Raw genomic sequence first — 14318 nt, 5'->3', positions numbered from 1 at the left:
TGTCCGGCCCGGCCGGCCCGCTCTCGCGTGCGCCGTCCGCCAGCCCGTCTTGCCTCTCTCGTATCGCCGTGGAAAACACCGGCTGTCCCGCCCGTTCGCGCGCGGGCCGGCTGTTTTTGGGGGTATCCGGCCGTACTGTGCACGGCCGTTCCGGAGTGATAAGGAGATAGCATGAAGTCGATCGTGTTGAGAGCGTTGGGTGTCGCCGCCGTGGCGGCCTGTCTGTCGGGCAGCGTGTATGCGCAGTCGAGCGATGCGGCGGCAACGGAAGCGCCCGCGGCAGCGACCAGCGCGCCGAAGGCCGCCGCGAAAACCGCGAAGAAGGCGAACCGCAAGCTCGGCTATACGGTGCGCAAGGCGATTTCGAAGGAATCGGGCGTGAACGTGTCGAACCTCGTCGTGCGTTCGAAGGGCGGCGCGATCACGCTGGAAGGCACGATGCCGGCCCAGGACCAGATCGACAAGGCCGAAGCTGCAGCCAAGGGCGTGGCGGGCGTGACGTCGGTCACGAACAAGCTGACGGTTCAGCAGCAGTGATGCCGGGCGGCGGCGCGCGAGCGCNNGCCCCGGCATGCCGGGGCCCGTTTGCGCTTGAGAGGCCGCAAGCCGCATGAAGCGGCGGCGGACCGATAACGATATCGAGAGGGCGGCGATGACGAGGCTCGGGTGGGGCAGGCGGATGGTTTTCGGCGCGGCGCTGGCCGCGATCGCGCTACTCGGCGCCTGTAACGGCGACGAATCGGCCGAGCGCAACCGGTTGCCCGGTTTCGTGTCCGGCAGCGTGCGCACGACAGCCTATGACGGCGCGAGCGACGACCTGCTGACGGCCGGCCTCGGCAAGACGGGCCTCGGCTCGGCCACCGCCCCCGGCTTCGCGAACGCCGCCCGGCCGACTGGCGCCGAGCTGCGCCGCCTGGCGATCTGGTCGAACTACCGCGCTCTCGTCGACATGAGCGCGAACGGCGGCTACGGCCGCTTCTGGGGGCCGAACGTCGATCTCGACGGCAACGACACGCTCGGCGAAGGCAAGATCCCCGGCACCGAATATCTCGCGTACTCCGACGACGGCAGCGGCAGCAAGAACGTGACGCTGCTCGTGCAGGTGCCCGCCAGCTTCAATTCCGCGCAGCCGTGCATCGTCACCGCGACGTCGTCGGGCTCGCGCGGCGTGTACGGCGCGATTTCCGCAGCCGGCGAATGGGCGCTCAAGCGCGGCTGCGCGGTCGCCTACAACGACAAGGGCGGCGGCAACGGCGCGCACGAACTCATGTCGGACACCGTCACGCTGATCGACGGCACGCTCGCCAACGCGGTGCTGGCCGGCACCGCGAGCCTGTTCACCGCGAACGTGACGAGCGGCGATCTCGCCACCTTCAATTCCCGCTTCCCGAACCGCTATGCGTTCAAGCACGCGCATTCGCAGCAGAATCCCGAGCAGGACTGGGGGCGCGTGACGCTGCAGTCGGTCGAGTTCGCGTACTGGGCGCTCAACGAGCAGTTCGGCCCGCTGATCGACAGCTCGCATCACGGCGTGCGCTATCGCGCGGGCGACATCACGACGATCGCCGCGTCGGTCAGCAACGGCGGCGGCGCGTCGCTCGCGGCGGCCGAGCAGGACAATCGCGGCTGGATCACCGCGGTCGTGGTCGGCGAGCCGCAAATCAACGTGCGGATGGCGCCGAACGCGGTCGTGCGCTCGGGCGGCCAGCCGGTGCCGTCGTTCGGCCGGCCGCTGGCCGACTACGCGACCCTCGCGAACCTGCTTCAGCCGTGCGCGGCCGCGTCGGCGTCGCTCGCCGGTGCGCCGTACCTGAGCGCGCTGCCGGCGGCGACCACGCAGTCGATCCGCACGCAGCGCTGCGCGACGCTCGCCGCGGCCGGGCTGGTGGCGGGGGCCGATACGCAAAGCCAGGCCGCCGACGCGCTCGCGCAGCTCCACGCGGCCGGCTACCTTGCCGATTCCGACCTGCTGCAAGCGCCAATGTGGGATTCGCAGGCGATTCCGGCGATCGCCGTCACGTATGCGAACGCATACACGCGCTCGCGCGTCACCGACAACCTGTGCAATTTCAGCTTCGCGACGACGAACCCGGCAACGGGCGCCGTCGCCGCGCCGGCCACGTCGCCGATGCCGGCTGTCTTCGGCGTCGGCAACGGCGTGCCGCCGACGGCCGGCATCAACCTGGTGTTCAACACGGGCGCGGGTATCGACCACCGGCTCGCGACACCCGATGCGAGTTTCGCGGGCGCGCTGTGCCTGCGCCAGCTCTGGACGAACGGGATGCTCGGGATGCCCGCGAACGTCGACGCGGTGCGCGTGAACGCGAACCTGCAGGGCAAGCCGGCGATCATCGTGCAGGGCCGCAGCGATGCGCTGGTGCCCGTGAACCACGCATCGCGCGCGTACGTCGCGCAGAACGGCATCAGCGAAGGCGGACGCAGCCGGCTCGTGTTCTACGAGGTGACGAACGGCCAGCACTTCGACGCGTTCCTGCCGGTGCCGGGCTTCGACACGCGCTTCGTGCCGGTTCACTACTACAACGTGCAGGCGCTGAACCTGATGTGGCGGCACCTGAAGAACGGTGCGCCGCTGCCGCCGTCGCAGGTGATCCGCACGGTGCCGCGCGGCGGCACGCCGGGCGCCGCGCCCGCGCTGACGAGCGCGAACCTGCCGCCGATCTCGGCCGCGCCGGGGGCGAACGCGATCACGACCGGTGCCGGCACGATCGACGTGCCGCTCTGACGGCGCCCGCCGCGCCGCCCGCACGAAGCCGGACAGCCGTCCGGCTTTTTTCTTTGAGCGAATGGAATCGGTCCCGGATTGGTTTTTGTCCGAATGGCGAGCGCTGTAACAAATTCTTACTTTACGGCGCTAAATCAGAACCCTAATATGCGCCGGTATTTTCACTTAATTTAATAAATTACAGATACGAAGATATTCCTTTCCGTTTAGTTAATCGATCCTTTCGATTTTGTTAAATCGGCTCGAGTCGCGGTTGATCGCTGCTCTGCGATTAATCGGTATCTCGCCGAGGGGGATCGTTCGTCTGTTCGAAGCGAGGCGCCCTTGTCGGGCGGGCCTTGCGGGGTGTGTTTTTGCCATCGATTTTGTGTGCATGCGAATTCGCGCAATGAATTCGTATTGCTGCGGATTATTGAATTGCCGTTTGCAATGGAATTGATTCCATTGTGCAGTTGCAAAAAAACATGGGTGGGGTAAATCGTGCCGATCGGTATTCGCCGATCCGGTAAAAAACTCGGAGTGCGTCGCATAACGAATGCATTCCTGGTGCGGAGCGCCGGCGCAAATGATCCTTTGCGACCGGCGGTATTTATCGTTCTGTTCGAGAGGCAATAATGACGACACGGAAGTCCTTGAAAGACGGTTTCGCGCTATTCGGAACGACACTGAGCGTGCCGCTCGCCGCAGCCGCGGCCGCGGCGCTGCTCGTCACGGGGTGCGGCGGCGACGACGGGCCGAGCCCGGCTGCTTCGGCCGCCGCCGCGGCCGCGACGTCGGCCGGCGCCAGCACGCAGGCCAACACCAGCGCAACGGCCGCGGCGGCCGACCAGCCGTACGTCGACACCGACGTGTACGGCACCGGGCCGAACGACGCGGTCACGGATTCCACGGAAGGGGCGGCCGTCGTCCACCGTTCGGTCACGATCGGCGGCAAGACCATCAAGTACACGGCCACCACGGGCCACCTGACGACGATCGACCCGGTCACGTCGGCGCCGAACGCGAAGATGTTCTACGTCGCCTACACGCAGGACAATCCGGACCCGTCGAAGCCGCGCCCGGTCACGTTCTTCTACAACGGCGGCCCCGGCTCGTCGTCGGTCTACCTGCTGCTCGGCTCGTACGGGCCGAAGCGCCTGCAGTCGTCGTTCCCGAACTTCACGCCGCCCGCGCCGTACAAGCTGCTCGACAACCCGGACAGCCTGCTCGACCGTACCGACCTCGTGTTCATCAACCCGGTCGGCACCGGTTATTCGGCGGCGATCGCCCCGGCGAAGAACAAGGACTTCTGGGGCACCGACCAGGACGCCCGCTCGATCGACCGCTTCATCCAGCGCTACCTGACCAAGTACTCGCGCTGGAATTCGCCGAAATTCCTGTACGGCGAGTCGTACGGCACCGCGCGCAGCGCGGTCGTGTCGTGGGTGCTGCATGAGGACGGCATCGACCTGAACGGGATCACGCTGCAGTCGTCGATCCTCGACTACGCGAATGCGTTGTCCGCGCCGGGCACGTTCCCGACACTCGCGGCCGACGCGTTCTACTGGAAGAAGACGACGCTCAACCCGACGCCGACCGATCTCGACGCGTACATGGTCCAGGCCCGCAACTACGCGGACAACACGCTCGCGCCGCTCGCGCAGAAGCCGAACCCGCAGGACGGCGGCTTCGTGAACGTGCGGCTGAACCTGAACCTGCAGACCGCGCAGCAGATGGGCGCGTACATCGGCACGGACCCGACGTCGCTGATCCAGACGTTCGGCAACCCGGCCGCGCTCGGCAACGTGCCGTCGTCGGACGACAACCCGCCGTATACGTTCTTCCTGACGCTCGTGCCGGGCACGCAGATCGGCCAGTACGACGGTCGCGCGAACTTCACGGGCAAGGGCATCGCGCCGTACATCCTGCCGAACTCGGGCAGCAACGATCCGTCGATCACGAACGTCGGCGGCGCGTATACGGTGCTGTGGAACAGCTACATCAACACCGACCTCAAGTACACGTCGACGTCGTCGTTCGTGGACCTGAACGACCAGGTCTTCAACAACTGGGACTTCAGCCACACCGACCCGACCGGCGCGAACAAGGGCGGCGGCAACACGCTGTACACGGCCGGCGACCTGGCGTCGACGATGAGCGTGAACCCGGACCTGAAGGTGCTGTCGGCGAACGGCTATTTCGACGCCGTCACGCCGTTCCACCAGACGGAGCTGACGCTCGCGCAGATGCCGCTCGATCCGACGCTCAAGGCGCAGAACCTGACGATCAAGAACTACCCGTCGGGCCACATGATCTACCTGAACGACGCGTCGCGCACCGCGCTGAAGGGCGATCTCGCCAACTTCTACGACGGGATCCTCGCGAACCGTACTGCGCTGCAACGGGTGCTGAAGCTGCAGGCGCGCACGCAGCAGCTCAAGCAGCAGAAACTGCAGCAGCAAGGGCAGTAAGCGGAGCGGGCGGCTCGAGCCGCCCCGGATGGACGACAGCCCGATCGGCGCAGGCCGGTCGGGCTGTTTTTCATTGCAGCGGAGGCGGGCGCGGCGCGTCGGAGGCGCTGGCCGGGAAAAAGCGCAACCGCGGGCGAAGGGCGGGATCGGCGCCCGCCTACGCGAGCACGAGCCTCACGCCGACCGCGACGAGCGTCGCGGCGAGCAGGTTGCGCAGCAGCCGCTCGGGTGCGCGCGCCGACAGCAGGCTGCCGAGCACGATGCCCGGCAACGAGCCGAGCAGCAGCGACAGCAGCATCGACCAGTCGACCGAGCCGAGCAGCCAGTGGCCCATGCCGGCGACCAGCGTGAGCGGTACCGCGTGCGCGATGTCGGACCCGACGATGCGGGTCGTCGCGAGCATCGGATACAGCAGCAGGAGCACGGTGACGCCGATCGCGCCGGCACCGACCGACGTCATCGACACGAGCACGCCGAGCACGGCGCCCGTCAGCACGGTCGACCACAGCGTGCGCGCGGGGCTCGGTGTGAGCGGGTTGCGCGCGGCGAACGCGGTGAGCTGGGGCCGGAAGATCAGCGCGAGCGACGTGAGCAGCAGCGCGACGCCGAGCACGAGCTGGATCATCCGCGCGGTGCCCGGCGTATTCATCCCGTGCGTGTGCAGCCACCACAGCGTGATGGCCGCGGCCGGCACGCTGCCTGCCGCGAGCCGGCCCGTGATGCGCCAGTCGATCGAACCCTTCAGGCCGTGGACGAGCGTGCCGGTGGCCTTGGTCGCCGCCGCATAGAGCAGGTCGGTGCCGACCGCCGTCGCGGGGTGGACGCCGAACAGCAGCACGAGGATCGGCGTCATCAACGAACCACCGCCGACGCCGGTCAGGCCGACGAGGATGCCGACGAACAGGCCGGACAACGAGTACAGCAGATCGATATGGGGAAGCGACATCGGAAGCGGGTGGGTTATGCGGCGTTCGGCGGTAGCGGCGCGTGGGTCAAAGTCCGCCATTGTCGCAAATGTGGCGTGTCGGTGTACGACTGCGTTAAAAATCGGCCGGGAAGGCGCGGGCGGCAGGCGGCGGTGAAACGGGCGTTTGAACGGGGCAGGGCCAACGTGGTGGCCGGTGCCGGCCTGCCACGACAGCATGGGCGGTGCGCGGCACCCGGAAGAAGAAAAAGGGCGCGACGGTGCGCGCCCCAGGTTCGATACAGACGGCCGGATTCATCCGCCGCCTGCGGCTCGTCGGCGTCAGTGCATCGCGGGGCCGGCACCTTCGACGGCGTCCTGCCGCCGGATGCGCAGCGCGAGCCCGATCAGCGCGGCGGCGGCAGCGAATGCCGCGCCGAACGCGAAGGCTGCATGGTAGCCGCCGTTCAGTGCGTCGAGCGGCGCGGCGTTCGCGGCCGCGAGCACGTCGGTGCGGGCGGCCGCGAGGCTCGCGAGCACGGCGAGGCCGAGCGCGCCGCCCATCATGAACGCGGTGTTGACGATCCCCGACGCGAGCCCGGAATCGGCCGGATCGACGTCGCTCATCGCGGCGAGCAGCATCGGGTTGAACGCGACGCCCGCGCCGATGCCGAGCAGCGTCATGCCGGGCAGCACGTGCCAGGCGAAACCGCCGTCCACCGGCGCGCGCGAAAACAGGGCGAGGCCGCAGGCCGCGATCAGCAGGCCGGCCGCGATCGGGCCGCGGATCCCGAAGCGCATCACGATGCGCGCGGACAGCCCGAGCGAGAACGCAGCCATGATCAGGTTCGCCGGCAGGAACGCGAGACCGACCTGCAGCGGCCCGTAGCCGAGCACACGCTGCATGTACAGCGCGGACAGGAAGAACCACGCGAACATCGCGGCCGCCCACAGCACGCCGATCACGTTCGCGAGCGCGACGTTGCGCGCGGCGAACAGCGTGAGCGGCATCAGCGGATGCGCGGCGCGCGCCTCGATCGCGATGAACAGGGCGAGCAGCGCGACCGCGGCGCCGATCAGCACGACGGTCTGCGTCGACAGCCAGCCGGCTTCGTTGCCGCCGACGATCCCGTAGACCGCCAGCATCAGCGACGCGGTCACGGTGACCGCGCCCGCGACGTCGAGCCGTGCGGTGCCGGCCGGCGCGCGCAGGCGCGGCAGCAGCGCGACGCACATCGCATAGACGGCGATGCCGATCGGCAGGTTGACGAGGAAGATCCAGTGCCACGACAGCGAGCTCGTCAGCAGCCCGCCGAGCAGCACGCCGATGCTGCCGCCGCCCGCGCAGACGAAGCCGTACACGCCCATCGCCCGCGCGCGCTCGCCGGGCTCGGTGAAGAGATTCATGATCAGCGACAGCGACACGGCCGACACCACCGCGCCGCCGAGCCCCTGCACCGCGCGCGCGGCGATCAGCATCGTCTGCGACTGGGCGAGGCCGCATGCGAGCGACGCGAGCGTGAACACGACGAGGCCGGCGAGGAACATGCGCCGCTGGCCATACAGGTCGCCGAGCCGGCCGCCGAGCAGCAGGCAGCCGCCGAACGTCAGCAGGTACGCGTTGACGACCCACACGAGGGCCGTTTCGGTGAAATGGAGGTCGGTGCTGATCGACGGCAGCGCAACGTTCACGATCGTGCTGTCGAGCACGATCATCAGCACGCCGAGGCAGAGGACGATCAGCGCGTACCAGCGCTTCTCGCCGTGGATCCCGTGGGTCATGGGCTTGCAGCCTTCTGATAGTTATTTGAAAGGATGCATTGTAGGCCCCCTCGGCACGGGCTTCCTGCCGGTTTGTGGCAGGAGCGATGCGTAGTCGCGCGTCCGGGCGGGACGCGCGCGACGGATGCGACGGGCGTTATGTGCGCGCCGGCAGTTCGCAGCCGTCGGGGCCGCATGCGGCCGCGTCGCTGCCGTCGAGTTCGACGATGCCATCGCGCCATGCCTGGTCGAGCGCCTGCGCGAACGCGTCGGCCGGCTGCGCGCCCGACACCGCGTAACGGCCGCCGAACACGAACAGCGGCACGCCGCGCCCGCCGATCTGCGCGGCGCGCGCGATGTCGGCTTCGACTTCGTCGCGATACAGGTCGCTGCGCAGCACGTCTTCGACGGCCGCGCGCTCGAGCCCCGCTTCGACCGCGAATTCGGTGAGCTCGGCGTGATCGAACAGCGAGCCGTGCTCGCAGAAATACGCGCGGTACAGCCGCTCGGTCAGCGCGTGCGCGCGGCCCGTCGCTTCCGCGAGCTTCACGAGCCGGTGGCCGTCGAGCGTGTCGCCGACGAGCGTGCCGGGCAGGTCGTAACGCAGCCCGACGCTCGCGGCCGCATCGGTCACCTGGCGCAGCATCTGGTCGACCTGCGCGGGCGACATCCGGTACTTGCTGGCGAGCATTGCCTCGACCGGCTCGACCGGCTGGCCCGGCATCAGCCGGTATGCGCGCAGCGCGACGTCGACGCGCTCGGCGTGCGCGAACGCGGCGAGCGCCTCGTCGAAGCGGCGCTTGCCGATCCAGCACCACGGGCAGATCAGGTCGGACCAGATTTCGACGGTCAGGGTCGGGCGGGCAATCGGGGCGGGAGCGGTCGTCATGGGCGGTTCCGGGCAGCAAAAAAGTGTAACCGGGACTATATCACTTTGTGTTTCGACGCATCGTCCAGGCCGGGCGGGCGCGTGAAACGGGCGCCCGCCGCATCACGAAGCATAGACACGGAAGCGGCGCACCGATAGCGATGGCCGATACCGGCCGCCGCCGCGCGTCCCGACGAACGGGCGTTTCGTCGTCCCGGCGAACGGGCGAACCCGCCCGCCCCCGCGTTTCGCTTACGCGTCGCCCTGCGTTTCCTTCAGGTGCTTGAGGTGCTTGTAGACCGTCGCGCGGCCCATCCCGAGCACATTCGCGACGTAGTTCGCCGCGCTCTTGCCGCGGAACGCGCCCTCCGCGTACAGCGCTTCGACGAGCTCGCGCCGGTGCTCGCGCGTGAGCCCGTTCAGCCCGACCTGCCGCTCGCGCAGCCAGCCGTGCAGGAACGTGTTGATGCGCTCCTGCCAGTCGTCGCGGAACAGCTCGTCCGGCTGTGCGATCACGCCCGCACCCTTGATGAACAGGTCGAGCGTCGCGCGCACCTCGTCGAACACCGCGATGTTGAAGTTGATGCACATCATCCCGGCCGGGTGGCCTTCGTCGTCGAACAGCACGTTGCTCACGCAGCGCATCCGCCGGCCGTCCCAGTTCAGCTTCTCGTACGGGCCGATCACGCGCTCGCGCGCGGAATGATCGATTTCCTCCAGCGCGGAATCGTCGCCGACCTCGCGCTTCGACAGGTTGTTCGCGAGATACAGCACGGTCTGGTCGTGCAGGTCGTGGATCACGACTTCCGCGTACGGGAAGAACAGCGCGGCGATACCGTCGGCGATCGGCGCATAACGGGTGAGCAGCAGGTCTTTGACGGGGGATTTCTTCTTGCGCATCGGTGTCGCCATCTCGGGTGGGCGGGGGCCGGGCGGCCCATCGGGCCGGCGAGGCGGCGCGCCGGTGGTCGGCATGCCCGTGCGCCCGCGCGCGGCCGCCGCGGCGGTTGCGCCATTGTATCGGCCCCGCGCTCGCGTGCCGCTCATGCGCGCGTCAGGTGCGTGTACAGCGCGTGCGCGATCGCGATGTCCTCGAGCCCGAGGCCGATCGAGCGGAAGAATGCGTGACGCGCGTACGACGGTGCCGGGCAGGTGCCGGCGACGAGCGCGGGCAGGTCGCCGGCGATCCGCGCGGCTTCCCAGCCGTGCTCGGCCGTCGCGATCTGCATTTCGCCGGCGCTCGCGGGCGTCGTGTGCCGGTAGTCGCAGTACACGTCCATGCCGGGCAGCCACGCGGGCGGGATCTCGTGCGCGCGTGCGACGTTCGTGCTGATCGACGTGACGAGCGCGGGGCGCGTGAGCATCCCGTCGCCGAGCACGGGCGTGCCCGACGACGTGCACAGCATCACGACGTCCGCGTCGCGCACGCAGGCTTCGCCGCTCGACGCGGCGCGTGCGCGCGGGTCGAGCTGCGCAAGCGCCGCCTGCTGCGCCGCGTCGCCGGCGAGCGCGGGCGAGTACACGCGGATCGTCTCCCAGTCGCGCAGTCCCGCGGTGTGCCGCAGATGCGCGAGGCCGACCGCGCCCGCGCCGACGATCGCGAGATGGCGCGCGTTGCGCGGCGCGAGACAATCGACCGCGAGCGCGGTCGTGCCGGCCGTGCGCTCGACCGTCAGCAGGCCCGCGTCGCACCACATCAGCGGCTGGCCCGTGCGCATCGACATCAGCGCGGTCCACGCGGTGACGATGGGCTTGCCGCCCGTCACGACGTACGGCGACAGCTTCGCGCCGAACACCTGCGCGTCGGCGAGCGCGCCCAGATACGTGATGAAGTCGCCGGCCTGCCCGGGAAACAGCGTGAGCGTTTGCGGCGGCTGCACCGCGCGCGCCGCGGCGAGCGACGCGAACATGCTGCGCAGCGTGCCGAGCACGTCGAGCGACGGCAGGGCCGCGCGCACCGCGGCTTCGTTGACGGTCAGCGGCAGGGTCGGGGCGGTTTGCGTCATGAGGACATCTCCGGTCGGGGCCGGACTGGACTGTCTCGAGCGACGTGTCCGGCTGTGTTCGTGATGGACGAAAAGTCTAATATAGACAAAAGAAATCGGGAGAATTTTTCTTTTCGAGACTGTGTATTATCGCGAGATTCTGGAAAAACATCGATAAATCAAGGGTGTTTTCGATGTCGGGTGAATTGCCGACGACGTGTATCGGGGCACGATTCTCGTATCCCCTATAGTCTATCGTAGACTTTGAGTCTATATTTCGCGTGCAGGACACGACGCGCCGCCGCGTGGCGACCGCCTGCTTCGAATGCCGATCCGGCGCCCGGCCGCGGCCGTCGTGTACCGATCTTCATCGCCTCAATCCAGAACGGAAGGACCGTCATGAACTGGAAGCTCTCCCTCTGCGCCGCTGCGGCGCTCGCCTGTGCGGCCATCACGGCCCACGCGGAACAGACCACATTGCGCTTCGGGATCGAAGCCGCCTATCCGCCGTTCGAGAGCAAGACGCCGGCCGGTCAGCTGCAGGGTTTCGACGTCGACATCGGCAACGCGGTGTGCGCGAAGCTGAACATGAAGTGCGTGTGGGTCGAGAATTCGTTCGACGGCCTGATTCCGGCGCTGCAGGCGCGCAAGTTCGACGCGATCAATTCGGCGATGAACATCACTGCGAAGCGCAAGCAGAGCATCGACTTCACGCCGGCGATCTACGTGGTGCCGATCGTGATGGTCGCGAAGCACGGCTCGCCGCTGCGGCCCGACGTCGCGAGCCTGCGCGGCAAGCACGTCGGCGTGCTGCAGGGCTCGTCGCAGGAGGATTTCCTGAAGGCGCACTGGGCCAACGCGGGCGTGGCCGTCGTGTCGTACCAGGATCAGGACCAGATCTACGCCGATCTCGTCGCGGGTCGTCTCGACGCGGCCGTGCAGGAGGCGCAGACCGCGCAGGACGGTTTCCTCGACAAGCCGGCCGGCCGCGACTACCAGATCGTCGGCGAGCCGCTGAAGGATCCGGCGACGCTCGGCGAAGGCACGGGCTTCGGGATGCGCAAGAACGACAAGGCGCTGCAGGCGAAGATCGTCGGCGCGCTCGACGCGCTGAAGAAGGACGGCACGCTCGGCGCGCTGTCGCAGAAGTACTTCAAGCGCGACATCGTCGCGAAGTAATGACCGCCGCGCGCCGGCCGCCGGGCCGGCGCGTGCCGCATCGAATCTCGACGCAGTACGGGGAACCATGGATTTCGACGTCATCGTTCTGGGGGCCGGCATCGTCGGCGTGTCGTCGGCGCTGCATCTGCAGGATCGCGGGTTGCGTGTCGCGCTCGTCGACCGGCGCGCGCCCGGCGAGGAAACGAGCCACGGCAACGCGGGGCTGATCGAACGCTCGTCGGTCGTGCCGTACGCGTTTCCGCGCCGGCTCGGCACTTTGCTGCGCTATGCGCGCAACCGCTCGGTCGATCTCTACTGGGACTACCGCGCGCTGCCCGCGTATGCGGGCTGGCTCGCGCGCTTCTGGCGCGAATCGTCGCCGCAGCGGCTCGCGGCCGCCGCGCGCGACCTGCTGCCGCTCGTCGCGGCGAGCGTCGTCGAGCACGACGCGCTGCTCGCGCGTACCGATGCGCAGCCGCTCGTGCACGACGGAGGGTGGATCGAAGCGTTCCGGTCGCCCGCGCTGTTCGATGCGGAAGCGCGCGTGCAGCAGCGCGTGGCCGACGCGCACGGGCTGCGGATGACGGTGCTCGACGCACGTGCGTTGCGCGCGATGGAGCCCGGCGTCAGCGACGCGTTCTGCGGTGCATTCCACTGGCAGGACCCGAAGACCGTGTCGAGCCCGGGCGGGCTGACCAAGGCCTACGCGCGGTTGTTCGAGCGCGACGGCGGCACGTTCGTGCGCGGCGATGCCAAGACGCTCGTGCAGGTGGAGGACGGCTGGCAGGTCGGTACCGAACATGGGCCGGTCTCGGCGCGCTCGGCGGTGGTCGCGCTCGGGCCGTGGTCCGATCACGTGTTCGCGCCGCTCGGCTACCGGATTCCGCTGCGCGCGAAGCGCGGCTACCACATGCACTACCGGCCGACGCGTGCACCGTTGAACGTGCCCGTGTGCGATACCGAGGAAGGTTTCGTCGTCGCGCCGATGGAAGGCGGACGGCTGCGGCTCACGACCGGTGTCGAGATCGCGCTGCGCGGCGCACCGCCGACCGGCGTGCAGCTCGCGCGTGCGGAGCCGCTGGCGCGCGACGCGTTTGGCATCGGCGAGCGGCTCGATCCCGAGCCGTGGCTCGGGATGCGGCCGTGCACGCCCGACATGCGCCCGGTGATCGGGCCCGCGCCGCGCCATCGCCACCTGTGGTTTGCATTCGGCCATTGTCACCACGGGCTCACGCTCGGCCCCGCGACCGGGCGCCTGCTCGCCGAAATGATGACGGGCGCGCCGACCTATATCGATCCCCATCCGTACCGGCCCGCACGCTTCGGCTGATCCGGCGGCGCGCGCAGCCTCGCGCGCGCGCCGGTTGCGACGCGGCCTTTACAATGTTTCATTCTGCTATCCGAATTACCGGAAATCACGCAATCGGAAATGATCTGCGTAATCGGCAAGAAAGATGATCGCCAAATAAAGAAAATCAGCAAATCGGCGATTTATCAATGCATTTTCATTTTTCTGAAATGTGTAATCGGCAGCCGCTCGTGACGGTCTGATGCACCACCCCGGCGGCGCGTTCCGGTGTTACGCGGAATGTACCGGAACACGTTACCACGGGGCTCGCAAACGTTACGTTACATCCGGGCTTCGCCGCGCTTTTTCATCAGATGATTGCGATGCCGGAGTCGTGATTTTCGTCTGAAATCGATTAAAAAAGCGTTATTGCTTGCCAATAGACAGACGAATCAATCCGGTTTTTAGAATTGGCACACTTCGTGCAATCCGTCCCCATGCTTTATCAACGTTGTGCCAACCGAGATGGGGAAAAACAAAGATGGGACAAAATCTGAAATTGACGGGTGCAGCGCTGTCGGTCGCGACGGTGTTCGGGGTACTGGCTTCGGGCTCCGCGGTGGCGGGGCCCCTTGATGGGCTGCCGATCCCGCAAGTGATCGTCAACCCGCCGACGAACAGCGTCTCGGTCGGGCTGGTCGCGACGGGGACGTCGCCGCTGGGTTCGGTCACCGTGGCGGCGGGCGGGGCGGGCGCGATCCAGACGTCCCTTGGCGATCCCGGCCAGGCACTGTCGGGCGCCGTGGGGGCGGTGACGGGTGCACTCGGTGGCGGCGGCACGGTGCAGCCGCTCGCGCCGGTTCAGGGTGTGGTGAACCAGGTGACGGGTGCGCTGAGCGGCGGCAACCCGGCTGGCGCGTTGAGCGGTGCGCTGAATACGGCGACGGGTGCGTTGGGCAATGCGGTTGGCACGGTGACGGGGGCACTGGGCAATGTCGGCGGCGGGGCGAATCCGCTGGCGCCGGTTCAAGGTGTCGTCAATCAAGTCACGGGCGCACTCGGCGGTGGTAACCCGGCAGGTGCGTTGACGGGTGCACTCGGTACGGTGACCGGTGCGCTGGGGAATGTCGGTGGCGGGGCGAATCCGCTGGCGCCGGT

General features: G+C 68.1%; 10 protein-coding genes and 1 pseudogene. 6 read left to right on the top strand and 5 right to left on the bottom strand.

Features of this window, described 5'->3' with window-relative positions:
• Nucleotides 1-171 precede the first annotated feature (171 nt).
• The 3 genes from FOZ70_RS35940 to FOZ70_RS35930 all read left to right on the top strand — a co-directional run bounded on the left by FOZ70_RS35940 (nt 172) and on the right by FOZ70_RS35930 (nt 5193).
• Entirely contained in the window at nt 172-537 is a 366-nt protein-coding gene (locus tag FOZ70_RS35940; RefSeq protein ID WP_021157129.1) for a BON domain-containing protein, read from the top strand.
• 115 nt (nt 538-652) lie between these two features.
• The gene (locus tag FOZ70_RS35935; RefSeq protein ID WP_219707789.1) at nt 653-2743 is read left to right on the top strand and encodes a D-(-)-3-hydroxybutyrate oligomer hydrolase; all 2091 of its coding nucleotides are present in this window, start codon (nt 653-655) and stop codon (nt 2741-2743) included.
• A gap of 614 nt (nt 2744-3357) precedes the next feature.
• On the top strand, nt 3358-5193 hold the full coding sequence (locus FOZ70_RS35930; protein ID WP_042973160.1) for a peptidase S1: 1836 nt from the start codon (nt 3358-3360) through the stop codon (nt 5191-5193).
• A gap of 157 nt (nt 5194-5350) precedes the next feature.
• On the opposite strand, the gene FOZ70_RS35925 is transcribed toward FOZ70_RS35930, so the two are convergent.
• From FOZ70_RS35925 to FOZ70_RS35905, 5 genes are all read right to left on the bottom strand, one after another.
• Nucleotides 5351-6139, bottom strand: a complete 789-nt coding sequence (locus tag FOZ70_RS35925) for a sulfite exporter TauE/SafE family protein (protein WP_021157126.1) — start codon at nt 6137-6139, stop codon at nt 5351-5353.
• A gap of 300 nt (nt 6140-6439) precedes the next feature.
• Complete coding sequence (locus tag FOZ70_RS35920; protein ID WP_027788232.1) at nt 6440-7879, bottom strand: DHA2 family efflux MFS transporter permease subunit; 1440 nt, start codon at nt 7877-7879, stop codon at nt 6440-6442.
• Between the two features lie 136 nt (nt 7880-8015).
• A complete protein-coding gene (locus FOZ70_RS35915; RefSeq protein WP_219707788.1) occupies nt 8016-8747 on the bottom strand; it encodes a DsbA family oxidoreductase in 732 nt (243 codons plus the stop codon).
• Nucleotides 8748-8978: 231 nt separating this feature from the next.
• Nucleotides 8979-9773 carry a PAS domain-containing protein gene (locus FOZ70_RS35910; RefSeq protein WP_081070185.1) on the bottom strand — a complete coding sequence of 265 codons (795 nt, stop codon included), beginning with the start codon at nt 9771-9773 and terminating at the stop codon, nt 8979-8981.
• The gene (locus tag FOZ70_RS35905) at nt 9770-10732 is read right to left on the bottom strand and encodes an ornithine cyclodeaminase family protein (protein ID WP_219707787.1); all 963 of its coding nucleotides are present in this window, start codon (nt 10730-10732) and stop codon (nt 9770-9772) included. The genes FOZ70_RS35910 and FOZ70_RS35905 overlap by 4 nt, the downstream gene beginning before the upstream one ends.
• 378 nt (nt 10733-11110) lie before the next feature.
• Between FOZ70_RS35905 and FOZ70_RS35900 the strand changes: the two genes are divergently transcribed.
• The 3 genes and pseudogenes from FOZ70_RS35900 to FOZ70_RS35890 form a co-directional block, all read left to right on the top strand.
• Nucleotides 11111-11890, top strand: a complete 780-nt coding sequence (locus FOZ70_RS35900; RefSeq protein WP_060130954.1) for an ABC transporter substrate-binding protein — start codon at nt 11111-11113, stop codon at nt 11888-11890.
• A 67-nt stretch (nt 11891-11957) separates the two neighbouring features.
• The gene (locus FOZ70_RS35895; protein WP_219707786.1) at nt 11958-13202 is read left to right on the top strand and encodes an FAD-binding oxidoreductase; all 1245 of its coding nucleotides are present in this window, start codon (nt 11958-11960) and stop codon (nt 13200-13202) included.
• 499 nt (nt 13203-13701) lie between these two features.
• A pseudogene (locus FOZ70_RS35890) lies at nt 13702-14318 on the top strand (hypothetical protein); the annotation flags it as partial.

The organism is Burkholderia sp. COPS (genome assembly GCF_019425585.1).
Lineage (GTDB): Bacteria > Pseudomonadota > Gammaproteobacteria > Burkholderiales > Burkholderiaceae > Burkholderia > Burkholderia cepacia.
The sequence above is the reverse complement of the archived record's forward strand: the minus strand, read 5'-3'. Positions and strand labels throughout refer to the sequence as shown.

What these genes read in the sequence shown, in the direction of transcription:
- FOZ70_RS35895 (WP_219707786.1), top strand. Translation starts at nt 11,958, where the DNA reads ATGGATTTCGACGTCATCGTTCTGGGGGCCGGCATCGTCGGCGTGTCG.
- FOZ70_RS35925 (WP_021157126.1), bottom strand. Translation starts at nt 6,139, where the DNA reads ATGTCGCTTCCCCATATCGATCTGCTGTACTCGTTGTCCGGCCTGTTC.
- FOZ70_RS35905 (WP_219707787.1), bottom strand. Translation starts at nt 10,732, where the DNA reads ATGACGCAAACCGCCCCGACCCTGCCGCTGACCGTCAACGAAGCCGCG.
- FOZ70_RS35910 (WP_081070185.1), bottom strand. Translation starts at nt 9,773, where the DNA reads ATGAGCGGCACGCGAGCGCGGGGCCGATACAATGGCGCAACCGCCGCG.
- FOZ70_RS35935 (WP_219707789.1), top strand. Translation starts at nt 653, where the DNA reads ATGACGAGGCTCGGGTGGGGCAGGCGGATGGTTTTCGGCGCGGCGCTG.
- FOZ70_RS35920 (WP_027788232.1), bottom strand. Translation starts at nt 7,879, where the DNA reads ATGACCCACGGGATCCACGGCGAGAAGCGCTGGTACGCGCTGATCGTC.
- FOZ70_RS35940 (WP_021157129.1), top strand. Translation starts at nt 172, where the DNA reads ATGAAGTCGATCGTGTTGAGAGCGTTGGGTGTCGCCGCCGTGGCGGCC.
- FOZ70_RS35900 (WP_060130954.1), top strand. Translation starts at nt 11,111, where the DNA reads ATGAACTGGAAGCTCTCCCTCTGCGCCGCTGCGGCGCTCGCCTGTGCG.
- FOZ70_RS35930 (WP_042973160.1), top strand. Translation starts at nt 3,358, where the DNA reads ATGACGACACGGAAGTCCTTGAAAGACGGTTTCGCGCTATTCGGAACG.
- FOZ70_RS35915 (WP_219707788.1), bottom strand. Translation starts at nt 8,747, where the DNA reads ATGACGACCGCTCCCGCCCCGATTGCCCGCCCGACCCTGACCGTCGAA.